This is a genomic window from Burkholderia arboris, from assembly GCF_902499125.1.
Taxonomy (GTDB): domain Bacteria; phylum Pseudomonadota; class Gammaproteobacteria; order Burkholderiales; family Burkholderiaceae; genus Burkholderia; species Burkholderia arboris.
In genome coordinates this window covers 1-24,952 of sequence record NZ_CABVPX010000006.1, presented here as the reverse complement: position 1 = coordinate 24,952, position 24,952 = coordinate 1, and the positions used below count along the sequence as shown (strand labels likewise).

Here is a 24,952-nt window from a genome sequence, read left to right as displayed (position 1 = left end):
CGACGTGACCGACACCCCCGATCGCCCCGACGACCTTCCCGCCGATCCCGACCGCCGCCGCGTACTCGGCGGCCTCGCCGCGCTCGGCGCCGGTGTCGCGCTCAGCGGCTGCGAAACCACCGCCGGCAGCGCGCCGCGTTCGGCCGCCGACCTGCGCATCGACGAGGCGTTGCGCCAGCGCGTACGCCACATCGTCGTGATCTATGCGGAAAACCGCAGCTTCTCGAACCTGTACGGCGATTTCCCCGGCGTGCAGCACCCGCTCAGCGAAGTGCGGCCCGAACACGCGCAACAACTCGATCGCGACGGCAAGACGCCGCTGCCCGTGCTGCCGAAGATCTGGGGCGGGCTCGTGCCGCAGGCGCAGGAAGTGGACGGCAAGCGCTATGCGATCGCCGAGCGCGACATCGACAAGCTGCCGAACGCGCCGTTCCGGATCGCGGACGCCCAGGGCAAGCCGCTGCCGAACAGCGTGATCACGCGCGACCTGTGGCACCGCTTCTATCAGAACCAGATGCAGATCGCGGCCGGCCGCAACAACCAGTTCGCCGCGTGGGCCGATTCGGGCGGCCTCGTGATGGGCCATTACCGCAATTCGGCCGATTCGCTGCGGCTGTGGAATCTCGCGCGGCAATACACGCTGTGCGACAACTTCTTCATGGCGGCCTTCGGCGGATCGTGGATGAACCACATGTTCCTGATCTCCGCGCAGCCGCCGCTGTATCCGGACGCGCACAAGCATCCGCATGCGGCGAAGCTGCTGTCGAAGGTCGAAGGCAACGATCCGGCCGGCACGCGTCTGAAACTCGCCGACGATTCGCCTGCGTCCGCACTCGAAGGCCCGCCGAAGTTCGCGGGCGACGGCCCGCTGACGCCGGACGGCTACGGCGTGAACACGATGGCGCCGCCGTACCAGCCGAGCTACGTGCCGCCGCCCGATCCGGGCAACGCGGCGTATGCGGACCCGGCCGACCATCGCGTGATGCCGCCGCAGGGCTATGCGACGATCGGCGACCGCCTGTCGGAAAAGAACGTCGACTGGGCGTGGTACAGCGGCGCGTGGCAGTACGCGCTCGAACATCGCGACACGGGCACCGTGCCGGATTTCCAGTACCACCACCAGCCGTTCAACTACTTCGTGAAATACGCGCCGGGCACCGAGGCCCGCCGCCAGCACCTGCGCGACGCGGGGCTCGGCGACGCGCCGTCGACCAACCATTTCATCGCCGACATCGACGCGGGCCGCCTGCCGGCCGTCACGTTCTACAAGCCGCAGGGCAACCTGAACATGCATGCCGGCTACGCGGACATCGAATCGGGCGACCGTCACATCGCGACGGTGATCGACCATATCCGGCGCGGGCCGCAATGGGAAAACACCGTGATCGTGATGACGCACGACGAGAACGGCGGCTGGTGGGATCATGTCGCGCCGCCGGTCGGCGACCGCTGGGGCCCCGGCTCGCGGATTCCGGCGATCGTGATCTCGCCGTTCGCGAAGAAGGGTTTCGTCGATCACACGCTGTACGACACGAACTCGATCCTGCGCTTCATCAGCCGCGTGCACGGACTCGCGCCGCTCGACGGCGTGGTCGTGCGCAACCAGGCGTTCGCCGCGCGCGGTGCGACCCCGCCGGGCGATCTCACGAACGCGCTCGACCTCGGGTGACGGCCGGTTGGTCGCGCGATCGGTGATTGCGTGACCGCTTGAACCGACGACGCCCCGGGCAATGCGATCGATTGCCCGGGGCGTCTTTCGTTTACGGCACCGCTACGCGGCGCTGCGCAATGCGTCCCGCACGGCCTGCGCCGCGTGACGGCCGGCCTGCCGGCCGAAGAACGTCGAGTCGGCCAGCGACAGCCCCGAGCTGTACCCGGCGCCCCAGCGCGGCAGCCCGCACGTCGTCCGGCCAGCCGCGTAGAGGCCCGGCACCGGCGCGCGCGCCGCATCGAGCACCTGCCCGGTCGGCAGCGTATCGAGCCCGCCGAGCGTGAAGTGCGGATAGAACGCGTAGTCGATCCGGCAATCGAGCGCGACGAACGGCGGCTCGATCAGCGGCTGCAGCCATTTCTTCGCCTTGTGGAACAGCGGATCGGCGCCTTCGGCCGCATGGCGGTTGTAGACGTCGACGGTCGCCGTCAGCGTGCCGGCCGGCATCTGCAGGTCGCGCTCGACTTCCTCCCACGTTTCCCCGGCCGCCGCGATGCCGATTCGCGCGATCGCGGGCGGCGCCTCGTAGGTCGCCTGATCGACGAGCAGGTAGATGCGGTCGTCGGCCTGATGGAACGCGTGATGGCCCGTGCGGCCGTGATAGCCGTCCTCGTTGATGAAACGCTGCCCGCGCGCGTTCACGAAGATCCCCTTGATCAGCGCTTCGGGCGCATAGAACGGCAGGCTGACGAAGCCCTGGTCCATGTGGATCGCCGCACCGCCCGCGCTCTGGCCGAGCAGGATGCCCGAGCCGTCGTCGCCCGGGCTGCCGATCGGCTCGTCCGAGCGCAGGAACTGCGGCGCGTGCCGGCGCACCATGTCGCGGTTCATCGCGAAGCCGCCCGCGCACAGGATCACCGCACGGCGCGCCCGCACGAACGCGGTCTCGCCGTACGCGCGCAGCACGGCGCCGCATACCGTGCCGCCGTCGTCGACGATCAGCGCGATCGCGCGCGTGTCGTAGCGCGTGGCCACGCCGAGCGCCGCGACGCGCCCGGCCAGCACGCGCATCAGCATCTGCCCGCCGCCCCAGCCCGGCCATTGCGGCGTGTGGCCGCGCGGGCACGGCTTCGCGGCTTCGCTGAACGGCCAGGCTTCCTCGCTGCCCGACCAGATCAGGCAGTCGTCGGTTTCCGGTTCGACGATCCGCTCGGCGATGAACGTGTTCTTGTAGGTCAGGCCCTGCGCGACGAGCCAGTCGTGGTGCGCAAGGCTCTCGTTCGCATAGACGCGCACCTTCGCCTCGTCGGCGTCGCGGCCGCCCGCGAGCATCAGGTAGCGGTACAGATCCTCGGTGTCGTCGGTGAAGCCGGCCTGCCGCTGTGCGGGCGTGCCGCCGCTGCCGCCGAGGTAGATCTCGCCGCCCGACAGCGCGCTCGTGCCGCCGTAGCTCGACGCGCGCTCGACGATCAGCGTGTCGGCGCCGGCGCTCGCGGCCTCGATCGCCGCGCACGCGCCGGCCGCGCCGAAGCCGACGATCACGACATCGTGTTCGGCATCCCAGCGAGGCACGTCGCGCAGGTTCAGGGGGTGGTTCAGGGAATAGTCAGATGACATGAGGAAGGCGTCAGCGTGAAGGGAATCTGCGGAAAGCGGCAGTCGTGGCACGAGCCCGCCGGCACACGGCGTGACGCGGAGCAGCGCGGTCGATACGAACACGCTGCGATGCGAGCGCAGCCGCGTGCGGCGTCTTGCGCGGTGGAAAGCGAACGGCCGTCGAACGGCGTGAAGCCGAACCGGCCGCGCGATCCGGTAGGACACGCGACGATTGCGTCGCGGCCTCGGCGCACCGTCACGCCGCGACGGCGCCATTCCTGCGCGGCGCGTGGCCGCGCCGGCGTCACATGCCGCGCAACGCGGCGAAACCGAAGTGCGACGGATCGATCGGCACACACCCGGTCGGCAGGCCGTTCGGATCGACCGAACGGCATTGCAGGATGCCGGCCGCATACGGCGGCGACGGGACTTCGTCGGCGCCGTATCGCGCCATCGCGATGGCAGCGAACGTGCCCATCGCCAGTACGCACAGCTTGCGAGTCGTCAGTCTCATGATCGTCGTCCTCTCCGGTTGGCCGCTGGTGCGGTTCGTGTCCGGCGCGCATCGCTTGCTGCGCCGGATGACTGCACGGTAGCCAGCGCCCGGCCGCAAGCCATCGTCCATTTCGACTAGGGGCAAACGCTGAGCGGATGCGGCACCGCATGCCGCGCTGCACCACGACGGTCAGCGGAATTTCGCGCAGGAAGGAAACACGGCACGCCGGACGCCTTTCTCGACTGGGCGCACCCATCGTCAGACGCATGCGTGATCTGGTTCGCCGCATTGCACCATCAACACGCGATCGCACGATGCGCGGCGGTCGACCCCGGTGTTTTCCCCGACCCTCGCCCTGCTCCGTATGGATGATGAGTCGCGACCGGTCCGATGCGAACCTGCGCATCGACGTCGCAATGCCGTCGCGTCCGCACTCGCGGCGCGGCTGACTCTTTCCGTTTTTCCACGGGAGCACTGCATGACCGATTCGAATCCCCGCCACGCGCTGTACGACCTGGCGTGCCGTTACGCGCAAGCCGTCGACCGGCGCGACTGGCCACGCCTCACTTCCCTCTTCACCGCCGATGCCACGCTGGCCGGCCCCGGTTTCCGCTTCGACGACCGCGATGCGATCGTCGCGGGCATGCGCGTGATCGAGCGCTACGACGCAACCCAGCATCACGTGCACAACCAGCTCGTCACGCTCGACGGCGGCGAGGCCGATGTCGAGACCTACGGCATCGCGTGCCACGTGTACGTGCGCGACGGCGTGAAGCGCAAGCTCGACTGGGGGCTGCGCTATCGCGACCGCTGCGTGTTCGACGGCGGCTCGTGGCGCTTCGCCGCGCGCACGCTGCACGTCGACTGGTCCCAGGACCTGCCGCTGGAGGGCTGAACGATGCGCACCTCTGCTCCTCTCGCCGGCCGCACCGCGCTCGTCACGGGCGGCGCGGGCGGCATCGGCGCGGCCTGTGCACAGGCGCTCGTCGCCGACGGCGCGGCCGTCGTGCTGATGGGTCGCCGCCGCGATGCGCTCGAACGCGCACAACGGCAACTGACCGATGCGACACCCGGCAGCCGCGTCGCGATCCATGCGGGCGACGCGTGCGACGAAGGCGACCTGCAAGCCGCGCTCGACTGCGCCTGGGCGCTCGACAACCGCCTCGACATCGTCGTGCCGACCGTCGGCGGCGCCGGCTTCCGGCCGCTGCTGCTGCACGATACCGACAGCTTCCGCGCGGAAATCGACCTGAACTTGCACAGCGCGTTCGCCGCGATCCGTCATGCCGCGCCGCGGCTCGCCGACAGCGGCGGCGGCGCGATCGTCTGCATCTCGTCGACAGCCGCGCAGATCAATTTCCGCTGGCTGTCCGCGTACTGCACCGCGAAGGCCGCGCTCGAAGCGCTGGTGCGCGGCGCGGCCGAGGAACTGGCCGGCGCGAAGATCCGCGTGAACGCGGTACGCCCGGGCCTCACGCGTTCCGAAGCCACGGCGCCGATGTTCGACAACCCGGCGCTCGTCGACAGCTTTCTCGAACAGATTCCGCTGGGCACGCTCGGCGAGCCCGAAGCGATCGCGCATGCGGTGCGCTATCTCGCGGGCCCCGAGTCGGGCTGGGTGACCGGCCAGAGCTTCGCGGTCGACGGTGGCCACGAACTGCGTACCAACCCGCGCGTCGACGACACGATCGCGCAGATCTACGGCACGGCCGCGCTCGATGCGATCAAGGCCGGCCGCGCACCGGGCGCCGCATGAGCGCCCGCCTTCCCTCACCCACCCCCACAAAGGACACCGACCGACCATGAATCGAGTCGCAAACAAGGTCGCGCTGATCACCGGCGCGGCAAGCGGCGTCGGCCGCGCGGATGCACTGTTGCTCGCCGCCGAAGGCGCGCGCGTCGTCTTGACCGACATCGACGAAGACGCGGGCCGTGCGCTCGCCCGCGAGATCGGCGACGCAGCGCTGTTCGTACGTCACGACATTGCCGACGAAGACGGCTGGCAGCACGCGATCGCATCGACGCTCGACCGCTTCGGCCGCCTCGACGTGCTCGTCAACAACGCGGCGATCTGCCCGGTCGGCTCGATCGAGGACACCAGCCTCGACACGTGGCGGCGCGTGATGCGCACCAATGCCGACGGCTACTTCCTCGGCTGCAAGTACGCGATCGGCGCGATGAAGGGCAACGACACGCCGGGCTCGATCGTGATGATGTCGTCGGTTGCCGCACTCGGCGGGCTGCCGATGATGTGCGCGTACACCGGGTCGAAAGGCGCGGTGACGGCGCTCGCGCGCAGCGTCGCCGTGCACTGCAAGCGCAGCGGCTACCGGATCCGCTGCAACTCGATCCATCCGGACGGGATCTGGACGCCGATGACGCAGGCGCTGATGCCCGACCTTGACCCGGTCGCGCTCGGCATCGGCAGCGATCCGATGGCGCGCATGTGCGACCCGCAGGACGTCGCGAATCTCGTGCTGTTCCTTGCGTCCGACGAATCGCGTTTCGTCAACGGTGCGGAACTGCGGATCGACAACGCGCAACTGGTGTCGTCGCTGTGACGCGCCCCGGCACTTTCCCGTTCGAAGGAGTCCCCAGATGATTTCATTCACCGGCAAGACCGTGCTGGTCACCGGCGGCGGCGCGGGCATCGGCCGCGCCTGTGCGGAAGCGTTCGGCGCGGCCGGCGCGCGCGTGGCCGTGGCCGAAATCGACGCGGCGCGCGCGCAGGACGTGCGGGCCGCCCTCGAAGCGGCCGGCGTCGATGCGCTCGTCGGCACCGTGGACGTCACGCGCCGCGACGAGGTCGATGCATTCGCGCGGACGATCGACGCACGCTTCGGCGGCCTCGACGTGCTCGTCAACAACGTCGGCGATTTCCTGCAGATCGCGAAACCATTCGAGGATTGCACCGACGACGACATCGAGCGGCTGTTCGACGTGAACCTGCGCCAGGTGTTCACGGTCACGCGCGCGATGCTGCCGTTGCTGCGCCAGCGCGGCGCGGGCAGCAGCATCGTCGGCGTGTCGTCGATCGAAGGCTTCCGCGCGATTCCGAACTGCGCCGTGTACGCATCGTTCAAGGCCGCGTTGACCGGCTTCACGAAAAGCCTCGCACTCGAACTCGGGCCGGCCGGCATCCGCGTGAACCAGATCGCGCCGGAAACCACCGAGACGCCGCAGGTGCCCGTCACCGCGATGGTCGCGGCCGAACACCACAGCCACATCCCGCGCTGGATTCCGCTCGGACGTTTCGGCGCGGCCGGCGATATCGCGGGCGCCGCGCTGTACCTCGCGAGCCCGCTCGCCGCCTGGGTCACCGGCACGACACTGCACGTCGACGGCGGCGCCCTCGCCGCAGCCGGCTGGTATCGCGACCCCAACGGCTTCTGGACCAACATGCCCGTCGTCACGGGCAACGGCTTCAATTTCTGAACGGCGCAACGCACGCGCGCCACTTCGTCCGTTCAATTTACGCGGCGCGTCTGCGCCGCCACCGGAGACACCATGAAGATCCTGATCGTCGGCGGCACCGGCCTCATCGGCGGCCATGCCGCGCTGCACCTGCAAGCGCAGGGCAATCACGTCACGCTCGCCGCGCGCAAGCCGCCTGCGGCCGGCAGCGCGCTCGCGCAGTTCGACGTGCTGCAGCGCGACTACGTGGCCGGCAACTTCACGCGCGACGATCTCGCGCCGTTCGACGCGGTCGTGTTCGCGGCCGGCAACGACATCCGGCACCTGCCGCCCGGCACGGACGAAGCCGCGCACTGGGAACGCGCGAATGTCGACGCCGTGCCGCGTTTCTTCGCGCTCGCCCGCGACGCGGGCGTGAAACGCGCGGTGCTGGTCGGCAGCTTCTATCCGCAGGTCGCACCGGCGCTCGTCGACACGGTGCCGTACGTGCGCTCGCGCCATCTCGCCGACGAACGCGTGCGCGCGCTCGCGACGCCGTCGTTCGCGGTATGCAGCGTGAATGCGCCGTTCGTCGTCGGGTCGGTGCCGGGGCTGCGCAACGAGATGTTCGCCGCGTACACGGGCTATGCGCAGGGGCAATTCGCCGGGCTGCCTGTGTACGGCCCGGCCGGCGGCAGCAACTTCATCTCGACGCAATCGCTGTCGGAAGCGATCTGGGGCGCGCTGCAGCGCGGCGAAGCGGGCAAGGCCTACCTCGTCGGCGACGAGAACCTGAGCTTCGCCGACTACTTCGCCGCGTTCTTCCGCGCGGCCGGCAACCCGCAAGACGTCCCGTCGCTCGACCAGGAGCATCCGCTGCTGCCCGATATCGCGATCTACACGGGGCGCGGCAACGTCGTGTCGTACGAGCCCGATGCGGCGGACCTCGCGCTGTTGCGCTACCGGCGCGGCGACGTGCAGCGGGCAGTCGACGAAGTCGTCGCGCATTGCGGCGCGCAGTAAGCAACGCGGATGCAAAAACGTCCCGCCGCCGGCAATGCATGCCGGCGGCGGGACGTCAGGAGCGCTGCGTCGATACGCCGACGCGGATCGTTACGCGCCGAGGCGCTGCTCGATCTTCATCATCGTATCGGTCATTTCAGCCGGCAAACGCAGCTTCAGCGTATCGAACAGCGCTGCATGCAGCTTCAGCTCCTCGCGCCATTCGTCGGCGTTCATCGACGTCACCGCGTCGAACTGGTCGCGCGTGAAATCGAGGCCATCCCAATGCAGGTCTTCATACGCAGGCGACACGCCGAACGCATGCTCGCCGCCGCCGCCGGTGCCTTCGAGACGATCGAGCATCCACTTCAGCACGCGCATGTTCTCGCCGAAGCCCGGCCACACGAACTTGCCGTTCGCGTCCTTGCGGAACCAGTTCACGCAGTAGATCTTCGGCAACGTCGCCCCCGTGGCTTCGAGCTGCTTGCCGAGTTTGAGCCAGTGCGCGAAATAATCGCTGACGTTGTAGCCGCAGAACGGCAGCATCGCGAACGGATCGCGACGCACGATACCCTGCTGGCCGACCGCGGCGGCCGTCGTTTCCGAGCCCATCGTCGCGGCCATGTACACGCCTTCGATCCAGTCGCGCGCCTCGGTCACGAGCGGCACCGTCGTCGAGCGGCGGCCACCGAAGATGAACGCGTCGATCGGCACGCCGGCCGGATTCTCCCAGTCGCCGTCGATCGACGGGCACTGCGCGGCCGGTGCGGTGAAGCGCGAGTTCGGATGCGCGGCCTTGCGGCCCGTTTCCTTGCCGATTTCCGGCGTCCACGGGTTGCCTTGCCAGTCGGTCAGCTTCGCGGGCGGTGCGTCGGTCAGCCCTTCCCACCACACGTCGCCGTCTTCCGTCAGCGCGACGTTCGTGAAGATCACGTTGCCGGTCAGCGTCGAGATCGCGTTCGGGTTCGTCTTCACACCGGTGCCCGGCGCCACGCCGAAGAAACCGGCTTCCGGATTGATCGCATACAGGCGGCCGTCGCGACCGGGTTTCAGCCACGCGATGTCGTCGCCGATCGTCGTGACCTTCCAGCCGTTGAAACCCTGCGGCGGGATCAGCATCGCGAAGTTGGTCTTGCCGCAGGCGGACGGGAACGCGGCCGCGACGTGATACTTCTTGCCAGCCGGCGACGTCACGCCGAGGATCAGCATGTGTTCCGCGAGCCAGCCCTGGTCGCGGCCCATCGTCGACGCGATGCGCAGTGCGAAGCACTTCTTGCCGAGCAGCGCGTTGCCGCCGTAGCCCGAGCCGAAGCTCCAGATCTCGCGCGTTTCGGGGAAATGCACGATGTACTTGACCGGATTGCACGGCCACGGCACGTCCTGCTGGCCGGCTTCGAGCGGATGACCGACGCTGTGCACGCACGGCACGAATTCGCCGTCCTCGCCGAGCACGTCGTATACGTCGCGGCCCATGCGCGTCATGATCCGCATGTTCACCGCCACGTACGGGCTGTCGGACAGTTCGACGCCGACGTGCGCGATCGGCGAGCCGAGCGGGCCCATCGAGAACGGCACGACGTACAGCGTGCGGCCACGCATCGAGCCGCGGAACAGCCCGTTGAGCGTCTCGCGCATTTCGGCCGGCTCGATCCAGTTGTTGGTCGGGCCGACGTCGTCGCGCGAAGCGGCGCAGATGAACGTGCGATCCTCGACGCGCGCAACGTCCGACGGATCGGATTGCGCGAGATACGAGTTCGGGCGCTTCGCCGGGTTCAGGCGCGTGAGCGTGCCCTGGTCGACCATCGCCTGGCACAGCGCGTCGTTTTCTTCCTGCGAACCGTCACACCACACGACGCGCTCGGGCTCCGTCAGTGCCGCGATGCGCGACACCCAGTCGATCAGCTTGCGATGTTTGACGAAAGCCGGCGGAGCGATCAGCGGGCCGTGTGTTGCTTCGGCCATAGTGTTTTGCGACATGGAAATGTCTCCAGATTATTGGGCGGGGATGGGGGGTGCGGGGCGAGCCCGCGAGATGGGGTATGCGGTTGGAGCGCAGGAGGAGACAGCACGCAGGACGGGACGCGCGAGCGGAGCGCGCGTCGATGCCGCGATGCGTGCGAGAGAAGGTGAAGTCTCGTTAGAGGGTGCGAACGCGAGTTTCGCCATGCAAGCAACCTGCCATACAACTCCATTCCGGCCAGCATACCATCGCCGTTATTGGACGGACGTTGCGTTGCAACAAGAAACAACTGTGACCGCGGGCCGGCACGCCCGTTGCGAGCCGGTCTTTTTCGACGGCGCCGTTGCGCGCGCTTTGGGGACGAAACGGCCGGGACGTCCGCCGGCCGTGGGTTTCGCGGGCACGGCAATTTCGCTGTGCCGTCCCCGCGTGACGCAAACGCGAATGCGCGCCGGGCGAATTCACGTTTTCGCTACTCAGGCAAACCCTGAATTAGGTTGCGTACACAAACATCCGGATTGAATGCCCGATGCACGCCCCCGCTCAAAACGGTGCGCCGGGCAATCCGGGGTAATACGCGCCCGCCGCCATCCCGCCGTCGACGGCCAGTTCCGCGCCGTTGCAATACGACGCCTCGTCGCTCGCGAGGAACAGCGTCGCGCGCGCGATTTCTTCGGGCAATCCGACGCGCTGCTGCGGCACGTTCGCGTAGTGCTTGTTGATTTCCTCGAGTGGCGCGCCGGTCGGATTCGACATCGCGGTGTTCACGCCGCCCGGATGGATCGAATTCACGCGCACGCCCTGATGGCCCAGTTCGAGCGCCGCGACCTTGGTCAGCCCGCGCACGCCCCATTTGCTCGACACGTACGCCGCCAGCGCATTCACGCCGCGCAGCCCGTCCACCGACGAGATATTGACGATCGACCCGCTCTTCTGCGCAATCATGCGCGGCGCAATCGTGCGGATGCCGACGAACGTGCCGACGAGATTGATCGACACCGCGCGTTCGAAATCGCGTTTCGACAGCTCGGTGATGCCGCCGAACGTCAGCACGGCCGCGTTGTTGACGAGCACGTCGATGCGGCCGAACTGCTCGACGGTCGCCTCCGTCACGCGCACCCAGCTCGCTTCGTCGGCCACGTCGAGCCGCATGAAGCGCGCCGCGTCGCCGAGTTCGCGCGCGAGCGCTTCGCCTTCCGCGTCGAGCACGTCGCCGATCACGACGCGCGCGCCCTCTTCGACGAACAGCCTGCACGTCGCCGCGCCCATGCCGCGCGCGCCACCCGTGACGATCGCCACCTTTCCTGCCAGTCGACCCATGTCGTTCTCCATTCGATTCCGGTTTGCCGGCCGCCTTGCGCATGCAAGCGCGCAGTTGCCGAATTCATGATTGGTTGGTACCGGCTGTGCGCCATCAGCCCCAGTAGGCCTGCCCGCCATCGAGCGGCAACGTCGCGCCCGTCAGGTAGGCGGCATCGCGACTCGCGAGAAACACGATCGCGCGCCCGATGTCCTGCTCGCAGTCGCCGACGCGACCCAGTGGAATCGTGCGGAAGAATGCCGCGGCTTCCTGCGGATTCGCCTCGACCCAGCCTTTCAGGCCCGGCGACAACGCATGCGGCGCGACCGCGTTCACGCGGATGCCGTCCGCGCCCCATTCGCATGCGGCCGCGCGCGTCAACGCACGAATCGCTTCCTTGGTTGCCGCGTATGCGCCGTACCCCGACGCATCCCAGCGCACCGCGGCCGACGACGCGAAGTTGACGATTACGCCGTCGCCCTTCAGATGCGGATGGCACGCGCGCATCATCCGCAGCGTCGCGATCGGCCCCGATTCGAGCCCCGCCATGAAATCCGCGTCGGTCACGTCGAGCAGGCGGCCGAGCGGCACGACCTGCGCGTTGTTGACCAGGATCTGCACGCCGCCGAGCCGTTCGGCGACGGCATCGACGCACCGTGCGATCTGCGCGGCGTCCATCACGTCGCACACGAAAGGCTCCGCCACGCCGCCGCGCGCGTGGATCGCCTCGCAAGTGGCAAGCAGCTTGTCGCGCGTGCGGCCGACCACCGCGACGTGCGCGCCTTCGGCCGCGAGCGCATGCGCGACGCCCTGGCCGACGCCCTGCCCTGCGCCCGTCACGAGCGCGACCTTGCCCTTCAGGATGCCCATGCGCGCTCCTTAAGCGACGATCGCCGGATGCGCCTGCACGGGCCCGCCGAGCAGTTCGCGATACGACGGCGGCTGCTTGCCGTCGAGATCGGCAATGCCGTACTGCAGCGCGGCTTCCGCACCGACGAGCACTTGCCCCGACAGCGCCATGCGCTGCGGATCGCCGTGAATCGCGTGAATCACGCGCCCCGTGAACTCCGGGCTTTCGGCGACGAGCGAGAACTCCTGGTACAGATCGGGGTGTTCTTCCCACACGCGCGTCGTGCGCTCGGTGCGCAGCGGGCCCATCCAGATCGACACGGCCGCGACGTCGAACGGCTTCAGGTCGACGGCCATGTCCTTCGCGAACTTGTCGACGCCGGATTTCTGCGCGCCGTACGCCGCGCCGTGCATGTAGCAGCTCGCGCCGAACGACGACGTGAACGCGATCAGCCCGCTGCGGCGCTTCGCCATCAGCGGTGCCGCATGCCAGCTCGCGACATACGCCGAGCGCAGCCCGACATCGAGGATGTTCACGAGGTCGAGCGACTTCTCCCAGAACGGGCCCGGCAGGATCAGCTGGTCGTGCAGGAAAGTCGCGTTGTTGACGAGGATGTCGAGCCGCCCGCAGTCGCGCTCGACGCGTTCGAACAGCGCCTTCACCTGGGCGTCGTCCGCGTGGTCGCAGGCCACCGCGATCCCTCGGCCGCCGAGCGCGTCGATCTCGCGCGCGGTTTCGTGGATCGTGCCGGGCAGCGGCGCATCGCCTTCGTTCTGCGAACGGCCCGTCACGTAGACGGTCATGCCGGCCGCGCCGAGCGCGCGCGCGATGCCCTTGCCCGCGCCGCGCGATGCGCCCGTCACGACGGCGACCGGCGCCTCGTGGTTCTGTGTCATGTTCGATGTCTCCTGTGGAATGTCCGCCACGACCGTGGCAATCGCGCGCGTCAGGCGGCCGGCGGCTGCGCGCCGGCGAACAGCACGCCGGGTGCATCGCCCTCGTAACGGACCGACAGCGTCGACGTGACGACGCAGCGCGTGGCCGCGATCTTCCATTCGCCGTCGACCTTCCGGTACGCGTCGTCGTAGTACGCGCCGAGCTGCGTGAGCGTGCGCGCGTGCGTGTCGATCATCTGGTAGTGCAGGCCCCACGTGCCGCGCGCATGCGTGTCGTCGAGCACGGCGATGTCGGGATTCACGCCGTGATGCATCTCGACGATGTGCGGATGGCAACCGAGCTGCTCGAACACGTCGACGAGCGCGTCGCGCGTGTCGAACGTGCCGATCCGCCCGTAGTCGATCTGCACGGGGCCGGCCACGAAGCAATCGCGCATCCCTTGCGGATCCTTGCGGTCGCAGCACGTGAAATAGCGCGCCTTCAGCCGGCGGATCGCGTCGGCGTCTTCGAGCCGGCGCACGCGCGTTTCCAGCGATTCGATGAGGGTCATCCCGTCTCCTTGTTCGGTGCTGGCGCGGTTCGAAGGCCGCGTCGATGCCACGTTACCGCCGCGCGATGCATCGGCCATCACCCGTTCGGATTAAGCCGGCGGTTCATGTGTATTCCGCTTTCGTCCGAACAGACGATGTGATGCGGGCGGCTTCGTTCCTACCATCGAACAACACCACCACGAGACACGGCGATGGACGACACGACCCGCACGCTCCACGAGTACGAGCAGATCCGACAATTGAAGTACCGGTATTTCCGCGCGGTCGACACGCACGACTGGGCGCTGCTCGCGGCGTGCCTGACCGAGGACTGCGAGGCGCGGCTGTATGGCGGCCGTTATGCGTACGACGGCCGCGACGCGTTCGTGTCGAGCCTGCGCGAGCTGATCGGCAAGCCGACTTTCCTGACGATGCATCACGGCCATCACCCGGAACTCACGCTGGTGTCAGCCGATCACGCGTGCGGCGTGTGGTTTCTCGAGGATCACGCGATCAATCTCGAGGACAACTACCTGTTGCACGGCACCGCGTTCTACGACGACCAGTACGTGAAACGCGACGGCGTGTGGCGCATTCACGCGACGCGTCACGAGCGGCTGTTCGAAACCGTCACGTCGCCGATCCCGCCGTCGTTCACGCTGACCGCGAACCGGTTCGCGCCAGGCGCGCATCAGGCGGCCGGATCGACGGCAACCGCTTCCTGAACCCCGGCGGCAACGCCGCCGATCCCGTCATTTCCTCTGGAGCCGGAGCAATGGAGAAAGTCATTTACGTGTTGTGGCGCGATACGCAGGCCGCGCCCGATCGGTGGAACCGCACGGTGCGCGCGCAGCTCGCCGACACGCTGCTGTCGCTCGGTGCGCACGGCGTGCAGGTGAACGTCGTCGATGAAGATGTCGCGCCGGCCGCCGGCCTGAAGCAGACCAACACGCACCCGGGCATCGATGGGATCGTCGCAGTGTGGATGGACAGCGCGAACGCGAGGTTCCGACAGCCGTTCGACGAGGCGGTGCGCGCGGCGGTCCCGCACATGGCCGCGTATCTCGTCACCGAGTCGCAGCCGATTCCGAACACGCGCTTCCCCGCGCGGCCCGGCGAACGCACGACCGGCTTCTCGCAGCTCGCGTTCCTGAAGCGGCCGCCGCGTCTCACGCACGAAGCGTGGCTCGACGTGTGGCACGGCCATCACACGCGCGTCGCGATCGATACGCAGGACAATTTCCTGTACGTGCAGAACGTCGTCGTGCGTGCGCTCACGCATGCGGCGCCCGGCTACGACGCGATCGTCGAGGAATGCTTCCCGGCTGCCGCGATGACCGATCCGCACGCGTTCTTCGATGCGGTCGGCGATGAGGAGAAATTCCAGCGCAACGTGGCTGAAATGATGGACAGCTGCGGGCGCTTCATCGATTTCGACAAGATCGACGTGGTGCCGACGAGCCAGTACGTCGTGAAGGCCGTGCGCGGATAACGCGCCAGGATCGAGCGGATAAAAAAACGCCAGCCCCGGGGGGCTGGCGTTGTGCTTCGGTTCTGACGACGATCAGAACTGGTTCATCGTGTTGTCCTTGCCCGCCGCCTTGAGCGCCGCGTCGCCGCTGAAGTATTCCTTGTGGTCGTCGCCGATGTCCGAACCGGACATGTTCTGATGCTTCACGCAGGCGATGCCCTGGCGGATTTCCTTGCGCTGCACGCCTGCCACGTAGCCCAGCATGCCCTGGTCGCCGAAGTATTCCTTGGCCAGGTTGTCGGTCGACAGTGCAGCCGTGTGGTACGTCGGCAGCGTGATCAGGTGGTGGAAGATGCCTGCTTCACGCGATGCATCGGCCTGGAACGTACGGATCTTCTCGTCGGCCAGTGCCGCCAGTTCCGTCTGGTCGTATTCCACGCTCATCAGCTGCGCACGGTCGTAGGCCGACACGTCCTTGCCTTCTGCCTTCAGCGCGTCGTACGCCTGCTGACGGAAGTTCAGCGTCCAGTTGAACGACGGGCTGTTGTTGTACACCAGCTTCGCGTTCGGGATCACCTTGCGGATCTCGCTGACCATGCCGCCGATCTGCGCGATATGCGGTTTTTCGGTTTCGATCCACAGCAGGTCGGCGCCGTTCTGCAGCGACGTGATGCAGTCGAGCACGCAACGCGCTTCGCCCGTGCCGGCGCGGAACTGGAACAGGTTGCTCGGCAGGCGCTTCGGACGCAGCAGCTTGCCGTCGCGCTTGATGACGACGTCACCGTTACCCAGTTGGTCGGCCGACAGCTCTTCGCAATCGAGGAACGCGTTGTACTGGTCGCCCAGGTCGCCCGGCGTGGCCGTCACGGCGATCTGCTTGGTCAGGCCGGCGCCCAGCGAGTCGGTACGGGCGACGATGATGCCGTCGTCCACGCCCAGCTCCAGGAACGCGTAGCGGATCGCGCGGATCTTCGCGAGGAAGTCTTCATGGGGCACCGTGACCTTGCCGTCCTGATGGCCGCACTGCTTCTCGTCCGACACCTGGTTTTCGATCTGGATGCAGCAGGCGCCCGCTTCGATGAACTGCTTGGCCAGCAGGTAGGTTGCTTCCGCGTTGCCGAAGCCGGCGTCGATGTCGGCGATGATCGGCACGACGTGCGTCACGTGGTTGTCGATCTTTTCCTGGATCGCAGCCTTGGCCGTCGCGTCCTTCGCCGCATCCAGCTCGCGGAACAGGCCGCCCAGCTCACGGGCGTCGGCCTGGCGCAGGAACGTGTACAGCTCGCGGATCAGCGCGCTGACCGAGGTCTTTTCGTGCATCGACTGGTCCGGCAGCGGGCCGAACTCCGAGCGCAGCGCGGCGACCATCCAGCCCGACAGGTACAGGTAACGGCGTTCGGTGCTGTTGAAGTGCTTCTTGATGGAGATCATCTTCTGCTGGCCGATGAAGCCGTGCCAGCAACCCAGCGACTGCGTGTACTTGGCCGGGTCGGCATCGTACGCGGCCATGTCGGCGCGCATGATCTTCGCGGTGTACTTCGCGATGTCCAGGCCCGTCTTGAACTTGTTCTGGGCACGCATGCGAGCGGCGTACTCGGGGCTGATGGCATTCCACGCGGTGCCGTGGTTTTCCTTCAAGCCAGCCACTGCCTTGATGTCGTCTTGGTACTGGGACATGTCAATCTCCTGGGAACGAAGCGCATTTGAGTAAAGGGTTCAGCCTGCCCGCTTCGTGTGACGAAGCGAACTGCATGGACTCAATATTAATCCTGTCCGGTGCGCTTTCGGACAAGTCTTATATAAGACATAAGATATAAATTTTCCTTGTTTTTCAATGAGATAGCCGATCGATTTTGCGATGCAAAACAAGTTTTCAAGCGGCGAAAAGGAGACGCGACGGGAATTCCTCGCGCATTTCGCAATGTGAAAAGACCTTTCGCAGTTGGAGAAAGGCCGGGCGCGGCGGCGCCTGCATTCGCCACATCGCATGACAAAACGTCTATACTTGGACAATCCATCGACAGCGAGCCGGCAGGCTCGCGCCACGTGCGCCGCGATGCGCCCCCCCCTGCCCGGAGCGACATGAACGACACTCCCGTTTTCGACACGCTGTGCGATCTGCTGAATACGTCCGGTGCGCGCTTCCGCGTGCTGGAACATCCGGCGGAAGGCAAATCCGACGTGATCGCCGCAGTCCGCGGCACGCGCCCCGAACAAGGTGCGAAGGCGATGCTCTGCACGTTCAAGGACGGCGGCGACACCGCCGCGCTCGCCGTGATCCCGGGCCATTTGAAGATCGACTTCCGCAAGGTTGCCGATGCGGTCGGCCGCCGCAAGGCGACGCTCGCGTCGCCCGATGTCGCGGCCGCCGTCACGCGCTGCGTGATGGGCGCCGTGCCGCCGTTCGCGTTCGACGCGAACGTGACGCTCGTCGTCGATCCCGCGCTGGTCGAGCGCAACGCCGAAATCGCGTTCAACGCGGGCCGCCTCGACCGCTCGGTCGTGCTCGACTCGGCCGACTACGTGCGGATCGCGCGCCCGCTGCTGGCCGACATCACGCGGCCGGAATCGACGGACCAGGACAACGCATGAGCACGAACCGCAAACCGCCGCTGACGGAACAGGCGTCGCTGATCGAGCAGGTGCAGCACATCGCCGAAGGGCTCGGCGAGATGTTCGCGCCGTTCACCGAGGTCGTCGTGCACGACCTGCGCACGCCCGAGCACGCGATTCTCGCGATCCACAACAACCTGTCCGGACGCGCGGTCGGCGATCCCGCGACCGAGCTCGGCCTCGCCCGCATCGCCGACGACGATTTCCCGCAGGTGCTCGCGAACTACCCGAACCGCTTCGCCGACGGCCGCACCGCGAAAAGCACGTCGATCGGCATCAAGGATTCGACCGGGCGCTACGTGGCCGCTCTGTGCCTGAATGCCGACGTCACGTTGTTCCGCGGCTTCCAGGGCATGCTGAACCAGTTCTGCCGCACCGACGGCGAGACGGTCGTCGACACGCTCGACCCGGCCGGCGCGGACGCGATCCGGCAGCGTATCGACACGTTTGCGACGCGCCTCGCGACGACGCCGCGCGAGCTGAAGACCGACCAGCGCCGCGAGCTGATGCAGACGCTGAAGGCCGACGGCTTCCTCGAGGTGCGCCGCGCGATGGAAATCGTGTCGCAGCATCTCGGCGTCTCGCGCGCGACCGTCTACAACGATGCGAAGTGATGCCGGCGCGCGGCTTTCCAGTTGACTGACCTTTCCGACCTCGAACAACCATGAACTCTCCGACTCTCCCCACGTACGACGACGTCGCCGCCGCCGCGGCCCGGCTCGAAGGCCATGCGCACCGCACACCGGTGATGACGTCGCGGACGGTCGACGAAGCGCTCGGCGCGCAGGTGTTCTTCAAGTGCGAGAACCTGCAGCGCATGGGCGCATTCAAGTTCCGCGGCGCATTCAACGCGCTGTCGCGCTTCAACGCGGAACAGCGCCGCCACGGCGTCGTCGCGTTCTCGTCCGGCAATCACGCGCAGGCGATCGCGCTGTCGGCACGCATCCTCGGCATTCCCGCGACGATCGTGATGCCGCAGGACGCGCCGGCCGCGAAGATGGCCGCGACGCGCGGCTATGGCGGCAACGTCGTGACCTACGACCGCTATACCGAGGATCGCGAGCAGATCGGCCGCGACCTCGCGGAAAAGCACGGACTCACGCTGATCCCGCCCTACGACCACGCGGACGTGATCGCCGGCCAGGGCGCGGCAGCCAAGGAACTGTTCGACGAAGTCGGCCCGCTCGACGCGGTGTTCGCGCCGCTCGGCGGCGGCGGGCTGCTGTCGGGCACCGCGCTGTCCACGCGCGCGCTGTCGCCGCACGCGACGCTGTACGGCGTCGAGCCCGAAGCCGGCAACGACGGCCAGCAGTCGTTCCGCTCCGGCGCGATCGTCCGGATCGACACGCCGCGCACGATTGCCGACGGCGCGCAGACGCAGTACCTCGGCAACCTGACGTTCCCGATCATCCGCCGCGACGTCGACGACATCCTGACCGCGACCGACGCGGAACTGGTCGACTGCATGCGCTTCTTCGCCACCCGTATGAAGATTGTCGTCGAGCCGACCGGCTGCCTGTCGTTCGCCGCCGTGCGGCGGATGAAGGACGCGCTGCAGGGCAAGCGCGTCGGCGTGGTGATCAGCGGCGGCAACGTCGACCTCGAGAACTTCTGCGCGCTGGTGTCGGCACCGGCATGACGCAGGCGGCGCACATGAATATCCTGTCATCCGTGCGCCGATGCGCCTTCACGACGCGTTAAGTTTCGCGCCCTAGACTGATTAGGTTGTCCCGCAGTCAGTCGTGAAGGAGCCACCATGAACACGCACGCGATCGTCGCCGCCACCCTGGCGGCCGCTTCCCTTTCGGCGCTCGCTCAACCGGGCATGACGTCGCCCGGTTCCCCCGCCACCGCTTCGCGCGATGTCGTCGCGCAGGTCACGCACCGTTCGCCCGGCGCGCTGCCGCCCGCCGGCTTCGTGCTCGCGAAGATCGATCAGAACAATACGCCGCCCGATCGCGGCGGCGACCCGGGCGGCCGCACGCACGCCGGCACGCACATGTGACGGCGCGCGCCGGGCGCCGCTGCCGCGCCCGGCCGCCGGCATTCAGAACGACGGCAGCGACGGATCGCGTGCGGCGAGGATGTCGTCGGTGCGCCGCTGCAGCGCGCCGTCGATCGTCTCCGGTTGCGGAATCAGCCAGTAGCGCCCTGCGCGGATGCCGTCGAACACCCGCTCGGCAAACGCGTCGGGCGTGAGCCCGTGCGCGTTCAGCATCGAGCGCATCGTGTCGACGAAACCCTGCACCTCGGGCCGGTCGTGCGCGGCGCCGAACGGATCGTTGAAGATGCCCGACTGCACGGGGCCCGGCGCGAGCAGCGACACGCCGACCGGCGCGCCGAGCATCTTCAGTTCGCCGTACAGCGATTCCGTCAGCGCGACCACCGCGAATTTCGTCGCCGAATACGGCGACATCAGCGGGCTCGGCAGGAAGCCGCCAACCGATGCGGTATTCACGACCCGCGCCGGCACGTTGCGCTCGAGCATCCGCGGCACGAAGCTGCGGATCCCGTTCAGCACGCCGTGCACGTTGATCGCGAAGCTGCGCTCGAAGCGTTCCGGCGTGATTTCCCAGCTGAAGCCGGTCGCCATCACGCCCGCGTTGTTGAACAGCAGGTCGACGCCGCCGAAGCGCCGCCATGCGGCTTCGGCCAGCGCGTCGACCGCTTCCGGCCGGCTCACGTCGGTCGGCACGCACAGGACGTCGGTATCGAGCGTCGCGGCGAACGCGTCGAGTTTCGCCGGGTCGAGATCGGCCAGCACGACGCGCATGCCGAGCGCCGCGGCATGGCGCGCCAGCCCGCTGCCGATGCCGCTGGCCGCGCCGGTGATCACGGCGGTACCGCCGTCGAAGCAAATCGAATTCGTCATGTCAGTCAGCGTCCTGTGGGGTCGATGAGGGGATGCGCATACGCGGGAATCACCGGTGGCGGCAACGATGTGCGGCCGTCGAGCGAACGCACCGCGAGTTGCTGCGCGAGCGGGAAATGCAGGCTGTGCGTGACGAGGCCCGTGCGTTCGCGCGCCGGCAGGCTGCACAGCGCGAGGGCGGTTTCGGCGAGATACGCGACGTCCTCGGTCGGATAGCCTTCGGGGATGTAGCGGGCCGCGCCCGGCGTGCGGATCGCGGTGCTCGGCGCGACGAGGTTCACCGCGATGCCGTCGGCTTCGAGTTCGGCCGCGAGCCCCTGCGTGAAGCGCGACAGCGCGGCCTTCACCGCCGCATAGACGGTCGCGCCGCCCGCGCGCGAAAAATCGTCGAACGGCCGCAGCGGCGGCAGCGCCGTCACCGAGCCGACGTTGACGATCCAGCCCGCGCCGCGCGCGCGCATCAACGGGATGGCGGCCTGCGCCAGCGCGAACGGGATGCGCAGATAGTGCTCGATCGTCGTGTCGAACATCGTCATCGGCATCGCGTCGACGCACGCGTAGTCGGCCACGCCCGCGTTGTTCACGAGGATGTCGAGGCCGCCGGCGGCCTGCGCCGCGCGCCCGACGAGCGCGTCGCGCTCGGCCGCGTCCGACAGGTCGCCCGCAAGCGCGATCGCACGGCCGCCGGCCTGTTCGATCAGCGCAACCGTTTCGGCGAGCGTGCCGGCGGTGCTGGCCGATTGCGTGAGGCTGCGCGCCGTCACGACGACGGTCGCGCCTTCGGATGCGAGGCGCTGCGCGATCGCGCGGCCGATGCCGCGGCTCGCGCCCGTCACGAGCGCGCACTTGCCCGCGAGGATCCGGGATGGGGTGTCGGTCATGATGTCTCCAGTCATTTCGATGCGTGTTGTTCAGCCCGCGATATCCGCAACGTGCAGCACGAACTTGGTTTTCGCCTCGCCCGTTTGAACGAGATCGAGTGCGCGGGCCGCCTGTTCGAGCGGGAAACTGTCGAAGCGCGGCACGCGCAACGCGCGCCGGCCGAGCCGTTCCGCGATCGACGCGAGCGTGGCGCCGCTCGGCATCCGGCTGTAGGTCAGCGCGACCTGCAGCCCGCGGCGCGCGGCTTCGGCGCCGGTCGCGGCCAACCGTTCGGCGTCGCCGGCCGCGAGCGTCATGATGTTCACGAGCGTGCCGCCCGGTGCGAGCAGGTCGAGCGCATCGGGCAGCGTGCCGCCGCCGACCGCGTCGAGCACGAGGTCGATGCCGCCGGGCGCCCACGTGCGGATGGCGGCGTCGATGTTCCCGGCGCGATAGTCGATGGCGATCTCTGCGCCCAGCGATTCGACCGTGTCGCGGTTGCGCGCCGAACACGTTGCCGCGACCCGCGCGCCGGCCTGCGCCGCCAGCTGGACCGCGAACGTGCCGACCGCACCCGCGCCGCCGTGCACCAGCACGGTTTGTCCGGCACGCAGCCCGCCGTCGTCGAACAGGCCGGCCCACGCGGCCAGCGCGGGGGTCGGCGTCGCGGCCGCTTCCGCAAGACTCACCGCGTCGGGCAAGCGCACGACCGAGTCGTGGCGCACCGCGACGTATTCCGCATACGCACCCCAGCGCCCCGCGCCAACGTCGGTCTGCGCGAACACGCGCATGCCGGGTTCGAACCCGGCGACGCCGTCGCCGACCGCTTCGACGATTCCCGCCGCATCGAAACCGATCACGAACGGGAACGTGTACTGCATGAACGCGCCGAGAAAGCCTTCGCGGCATTTCCAGTCGGCGGGATTGACGCCCGCGTACGCGACGCGGATCAGCACGTCGCCGGGGCCCGGTTTCGGCGCCGGCACGTCGGCCAGCCGGAAGGCGTCGGAATGACCGACGCGGTCGATCAGAAGCGCTCGCATCTTCGTGTCTCCAGTGGTGTTGTCGGTTGGGTGTGCGCGGCGCTTCACGCCGCCGTGTCGGCCAGCAGGCTCGACGCGAGCGGACAGAACGCATGCGAGATCGCATCGACCGTCCAGTCGGGGCTTTCGGCATCGAACCGGCGGTCGACCCAGCCCCAGTGATACGGATGCAGCAGGTACTCGCCGAGCAGATCGCCGACCTGCGCGAATTCCTGTTGCCACACGTGCGTCCAGGCGCCGGGGGTTTCGATCCGGTTCAGGCGCCAGTTGCGGATGCCTGGCATGAACGCGGGCATGTGCAGCAGTTCGTGCTCGAGCGAGGCGACCTGTGCCTTGCTTGCCTGCGGGCGTACCCGCAACATCAGCGTGCGCCACACGCCGTCGCGTAACGCGGGCTCGCGCAGGCCGCCGCCGATCGCGCGGCACGCCGCGCCGTCGAGGCGCGCAATGCCGGGCAGTTGCGCCAGTGCGGCGAAATCGGCTGCGGAATCGGCGGATCGTTCCTCGCGCAGCACATCGAGCGTGTAGTCGCCCGCGCCCCAGCAGCCTTCCAGATTGCGCGCGAGCGTCACGCGTTTCGCGCCCGGCAACGCCTGCGCGGCCTCGCGCAATGCGTGCTCGATCGCTTTTGCATCGTGATCCGTCAAAACGAATACCTGCGCGGTGTCATGCCGCATGGTCGGCCTCCGTCAGCGCGGGCAGCGGCGTGTCCGCGTCCGTCATCACATGGCGGCGGCGCGCATCGCACAGCCCGTCGACCGCCATCCAGAACGCCACCACGTCGCCATCGGTCATCGCGCGCATCCGGTAATAGGAATACGCATCGTCGACCTGCCACGTCAGCCACAGCGTGCTCGGCTGCCCCGGCACCGCGACGGGCGGCGACACCCAGCGGCCGGCCGCCGTCAATCCGCGTGCCGCATGGCCCGGCAGATAGCGGTCGCGCAGCAGCGCGAGCACGTCGGGAATGCGCTCGGGCGCGAGCGTGATTTCGTCTACGATCTGGATCATTCGCGTATCGTCCGTGGTCGTTCGGGTCGGGATGGCTGGCCGGCCTACGCCGTTCCGGCGAGGCCGAAGCCGGCCGGCGTGGATAGCATTCTTGCGTGGGGGCAGCTCAAGAACCCCTACCGGCCCGCTCACCGGCCCCTGTCGCAGCGATCAGATCGGGAGACTCATGAAACAGCGTGTATTGCCGGCGAGCGGACGCGTGCTGCCGGGTCTCGACGCGCGCCTGCTGAGCGAACTCACGCGCAGCGGCGCGCCGCCGGCCGACCGCACGGCGCAACCGCAGCAAGCGGCGACGACGCCGGGCGGCTTCGTCGCGCTGTACCGCGACGCGATCGTGCGGCTCGAAGCGCAGGTCGCGCGCGGCAACGGCCATCCGCCGATGCGCAAGCAGGAAGTCGACCTGATGTGCCGCTGCCTGCTGAGCTGTGCGACGCTCGCCGACGCGATCCGCTGCGCGCGCGACTTCTGCGAGATGCTGACGCCGCGCGCCGGCGTGCTGTCGCTCGCGGTGCGCGACGGCCACGCGACGTTCCGGATGGACTCGCTGCGTCGTACGCGCAGCCCGGCCGCATGCCTCGTCGACCTGACCGGCCTGTTCTGCTATCTGCAGCTGTTCGGCTGGCTGATCGGGCAACCGCTGCGGCCCACTGGCGTGTGGCTCGGCCATCCGCGCCGCGACGACGCGGTGCCGCTGCTCGGGCTGTTCAACGCGCCGGTCGACGTCGGCCGGAAAACCTACGGCTTCGCGTTCGACGCGACGCGGCTCGATTGCCGCGTGATCCGGCAGCCGGGCGAGCTCGACGCGTTTCTCGTCGACTTCCCGTTTCGTCTGATCGATGCGGCGCCGGCCGTCGTGTCATGGGCGCAGCAGGTGCGCGGTTTTCTCGATGCGGCGCTCGCGCGCGAACAGGCGCTGCCGGCGCTCGCGGAACTGGCCGCGTGGCTCGGCGTCAGCGACGCGACGTTACGGCGGCGGCTCGCGGCGGAAGACAGCGGCTATCACGTGCTGCGCGAACAATGCCTGGCCGATGCGGCACGGCGATGCCTGCACGAGACGGACTGGCCGATTACGCGCGTGGCCGCGTATCTCGGCTTCGGCGGCGAAGAAGCATTCCGGCGCGCGTTCGTGCGCTGGACCGGCGTCGCGCCGAGCCGGTTCCGGCGCGAGCGCTGGGCGCCCGATCACCCCGATTCTTCAGACGAAAAACACGGCACCGGCGCATAAGCGAAAGGATTCGGAAAGCAGTTGCCGGGTAATGACGTTTTTTCGCATCCCCGCGCGGCGCGGCAATTGACGCGCCCGAGCGCACGCCATTACCCTTGCGCGCTGATGGTTCCCGGAGACGGGATCAAAAACTCCCTTGCCAGCCTTTACTGAAAAGGTATTTGCCCATATTTGGCGTATT

Annotated in this window: 27 protein-coding genes; 13 read left to right on the top strand and 14 right to left on the bottom strand. The window is 68.1% G+C overall.

Features of this window, described 5'->3' with window-relative positions; all coding sequences use genetic code 11:
* Positions 1–4: 4 nt before the first annotated feature.
* Complete coding sequence (locus BLA15945_RS09275) at positions 5–1,669, top strand: acid phosphatase (protein ID WP_174992125.1); 1,665 nt, start codon at positions 5–7, stop codon at positions 1,667–1,669.
* A 102-nt stretch (positions 1,670–1,771) separates the two neighbouring features.
* On the opposite strand, the gene BLA15945_RS09270 is transcribed toward BLA15945_RS09275, so the two are convergent.
* Positions 1,772–3,268, bottom strand: a complete 1,497-nt coding sequence (locus BLA15945_RS09270) for an FAD-dependent oxidoreductase (protein WP_059240494.1) — start codon at positions 3,266–3,268, stop codon at positions 1,772–1,774.
* A 283-nt stretch (positions 3,269–3,551) separates the two neighbouring features.
* The gene (locus BLA15945_RS09265; protein WP_059240987.1) at positions 3,552–3,761 is read right to left on the bottom strand and encodes a hypothetical protein; all 210 of its coding nucleotides are present in this window, start codon (positions 3,759–3,761) and stop codon (positions 3,552–3,554) included.
* 460 nt (positions 3,762–4,221) lie between these two features.
* On the opposite strand from BLA15945_RS09265, the gene BLA15945_RS09260 reads away from it, so the two are divergent.
* The 5 genes from BLA15945_RS09260 to BLA15945_RS09240 all read left to right on the top strand — a co-directional run bounded on the left by BLA15945_RS09260 (position 4,222) and on the right by BLA15945_RS09240 (position 8,159).
* The gene (locus tag BLA15945_RS09260) at positions 4,222–4,638 is read left to right on the top strand and encodes a nuclear transport factor 2 family protein (protein WP_059240493.1); all 417 of its coding nucleotides are present in this window, start codon (positions 4,222–4,224) and stop codon (positions 4,636–4,638) included.
* Between the two features lie 3 nt (positions 4,639–4,641).
* Positions 4,642–5,499 (top strand): SDR family NAD(P)-dependent oxidoreductase, encoded by an 858-nt coding sequence (locus tag BLA15945_RS09255; protein WP_174992124.1) that lies wholly within the window; start codon positions 4,642–4,644, stop codon positions 5,497–5,499.
* A 46-nt stretch (positions 5,500–5,545) separates the two neighbouring features.
* Positions 5,546–6,304, top strand: coding sequence for an SDR family oxidoreductase (locus BLA15945_RS09250; protein WP_174992123.1), 759 nt, complete (start codon positions 5,546–5,548; stop codon positions 6,302–6,304).
* A 40-nt stretch (positions 6,305–6,344) separates the two neighbouring features.
* Positions 6,345–7,178 (top strand): glucose 1-dehydrogenase, encoded by an 834-nt coding sequence (locus BLA15945_RS09245; RefSeq protein WP_196486658.1) that lies wholly within the window; start codon positions 6,345–6,347, stop codon positions 7,176–7,178.
* A 72-nt stretch (positions 7,179–7,250) separates the two neighbouring features.
* Complete coding sequence (locus tag BLA15945_RS09240; protein WP_059240489.1) at positions 7,251–8,159, top strand: NAD-dependent epimerase/dehydratase family protein; 909 nt, start codon at positions 7,251–7,253, stop codon at positions 8,157–8,159.
* 90 nt (positions 8,160–8,249) lie between these two features.
* On the opposite strand, the gene BLA15945_RS09235 is transcribed toward BLA15945_RS09240, so the two are convergent.
* The 5 genes from BLA15945_RS09235 to BLA15945_RS09215 form a co-directional block, all read right to left on the bottom strand.
* Positions 8,250–10,115: a phosphoenolpyruvate carboxykinase (GTP) gene (locus tag BLA15945_RS09235; RefSeq protein WP_059240488.1), complete on the bottom strand. Its 1,866-nt coding sequence runs from the start codon at positions 10,113–10,115 to the stop codon at positions 8,250–8,252.
* Positions 10,116–10,641: 526 nt separating this feature from the next.
* The gene (locus BLA15945_RS09230; RefSeq protein ID WP_059240986.1) at positions 10,642–11,418 is read right to left on the bottom strand and encodes a glucose 1-dehydrogenase; all 777 of its coding nucleotides are present in this window, start codon (positions 11,416–11,418) and stop codon (positions 10,642–10,644) included.
* A gap of 94 nt (positions 11,419–11,512) precedes the next feature.
* On the bottom strand, positions 11,513–12,268 hold the full coding sequence (locus BLA15945_RS09225) for an SDR family NAD(P)-dependent oxidoreductase (RefSeq protein ID WP_174992122.1): 756 nt from the start codon (positions 12,266–12,268) through the stop codon (positions 11,513–11,515).
* 9 nt (positions 12,269–12,277) lie between these two features.
* Positions 12,278–13,144: an SDR family NAD(P)-dependent oxidoreductase gene (locus BLA15945_RS09220; protein WP_174992121.1), complete on the bottom strand. Its 867-nt coding sequence runs from the start codon at positions 13,142–13,144 to the stop codon at positions 12,278–12,280.
* Positions 13,145–13,194: 50 nt separating this feature from the next.
* Entirely contained in the window at positions 13,195–13,695 is a 501-nt protein-coding gene (locus BLA15945_RS09215; RefSeq protein ID WP_174992120.1) for a nuclear transport factor 2 family protein, read from the bottom strand.
* Positions 13,696–13,887: 192 nt separating this feature from the next.
* On the opposite strand from BLA15945_RS09215, the gene BLA15945_RS09210 reads away from it, so the two are divergent.
* Both BLA15945_RS09210 and BLA15945_RS09205 read left to right on the top strand, forming a co-directional pair.
* Positions 13,888–14,400, top strand: a complete 513-nt coding sequence (locus tag BLA15945_RS09210; protein ID WP_059240485.1) for a nuclear transport factor 2 family protein — start codon at positions 13,888–13,890, stop codon at positions 14,398–14,400.
* 50 nt (positions 14,401–14,450) lie between these two features.
* On the top strand, positions 14,451–15,167 hold the full coding sequence (locus BLA15945_RS09205) for an EthD domain-containing protein (RefSeq protein ID WP_059240484.1): 717 nt from the start codon (positions 14,451–14,453) through the stop codon (positions 15,165–15,167).
* A 72-nt stretch (positions 15,168–15,239) separates the two neighbouring features.
* Here BLA15945_RS09205 and BLA15945_RS09200 read toward each other — a convergent pair whose 3' ends face one another.
* Positions 15,240–16,823, bottom strand: a complete 1,584-nt coding sequence (locus BLA15945_RS09200; protein ID WP_059240483.1) for an isocitrate lyase — start codon at positions 16,821–16,823, stop codon at positions 15,240–15,242.
* A 405-nt stretch (positions 16,824–17,228) separates the two neighbouring features.
* Here BLA15945_RS09200 and BLA15945_RS09195 point away from each other — a divergent pair, with 405 nt between their 5' ends.
* The 4 genes from BLA15945_RS09195 to BLA15945_RS09180 all read left to right on the top strand — a co-directional run bounded on the left by BLA15945_RS09195 (position 17,229) and on the right by BLA15945_RS09180 (position 19,764).
* A complete protein-coding gene (locus BLA15945_RS09195) occupies positions 17,229–17,738 on the top strand; it encodes a YbaK/prolyl-tRNA synthetase associated domain-containing protein (protein ID WP_174992119.1) in 510 nt (169 codons plus the stop codon).
* Positions 17,735–18,373 (top strand): helix-turn-helix transcriptional regulator, encoded by a 639-nt coding sequence (locus BLA15945_RS09190; protein ID WP_059240481.1) that lies wholly within the window; start codon positions 17,735–17,737, stop codon positions 18,371–18,373. The genes BLA15945_RS09195 and BLA15945_RS09190 overlap by 4 nt, the downstream gene beginning before the upstream one ends.
* 50 nt (positions 18,374–18,423) lie before the next feature.
* On the top strand, positions 18,424–19,398 hold the full coding sequence (locus BLA15945_RS09185; protein ID WP_174992118.1) for a threo-3-hydroxy-L-aspartate ammonia-lyase: 975 nt from the start codon (positions 18,424–18,426) through the stop codon (positions 19,396–19,398).
* A gap of 117 nt (positions 19,399–19,515) precedes the next feature.
* Positions 19,516–19,764, top strand: coding sequence for a hypothetical protein (locus BLA15945_RS09180; RefSeq protein ID WP_059240479.1), 249 nt, complete (start codon positions 19,516–19,518; stop codon positions 19,762–19,764).
* Positions 19,765–19,806: 42 nt separating this feature from the next.
* Here the strand turns inward: BLA15945_RS09180 and BLA15945_RS09175 are convergent, their stop codons facing one another.
* Genes BLA15945_RS09175 through BLA15945_RS09155 form a run of 5 tightly spaced genes read right to left on the bottom strand, consistent with a single transcriptional unit; the run spans position 19,807 to position 23,546 of the window.
* Complete coding sequence (locus BLA15945_RS09175; RefSeq protein ID WP_059240478.1) at positions 19,807–20,631, bottom strand: SDR family NAD(P)-dependent oxidoreductase; 825 nt, start codon at positions 20,629–20,631, stop codon at positions 19,807–19,809.
* A gap of 5 nt (positions 20,632–20,636) precedes the next feature.
* The gene (locus BLA15945_RS09170; protein WP_059240477.1) at positions 20,637–21,512 is read right to left on the bottom strand and encodes an SDR family NAD(P)-dependent oxidoreductase; all 876 of its coding nucleotides are present in this window, start codon (positions 21,510–21,512) and stop codon (positions 20,637–20,639) included.
* 30 nt (positions 21,513–21,542) lie between these two features.
* A complete protein-coding gene (locus BLA15945_RS09165) occupies positions 21,543–22,535 on the bottom strand; it encodes an NADP-dependent oxidoreductase (RefSeq protein WP_174992117.1) in 993 nt (330 codons plus the stop codon).
* 44 nt (positions 22,536–22,579) lie between these two features.
* Entirely contained in the window at positions 22,580–23,212 is a 633-nt protein-coding gene (locus tag BLA15945_RS09160) for a Dabb family protein (protein ID WP_174992116.1), read from the bottom strand.
* Positions 23,202–23,546: a hypothetical protein gene (locus tag BLA15945_RS09155; protein ID WP_174992115.1), complete on the bottom strand. Its 345-nt coding sequence runs from the start codon at positions 23,544–23,546 to the stop codon at positions 23,202–23,204. The genes BLA15945_RS09160 and BLA15945_RS09155 overlap by 11 nt, the downstream gene beginning before the upstream one ends.
* A gap of 166 nt (positions 23,547–23,712) precedes the next feature.
* Here BLA15945_RS09155 and BLA15945_RS09150 point away from each other — a divergent pair, with 166 nt between their 5' ends.
* Positions 23,713–24,771: an AraC family transcriptional regulator gene (locus BLA15945_RS09150; RefSeq protein WP_174992114.1), complete on the top strand. Its 1,059-nt coding sequence runs from the start codon at positions 23,713–23,715 to the stop codon at positions 24,769–24,771.
* Here BLA15945_RS09150 and BLA15945_RS09145 read toward each other — a convergent pair.
* Positions 24,742–24,952 (bottom strand): hypothetical protein (locus BLA15945_RS09145; protein WP_217468146.1); only part of this gene is annotated, 211 nt, incomplete at its 5' end. The genes BLA15945_RS09150 and BLA15945_RS09145 overlap by 30 nt on opposite strands.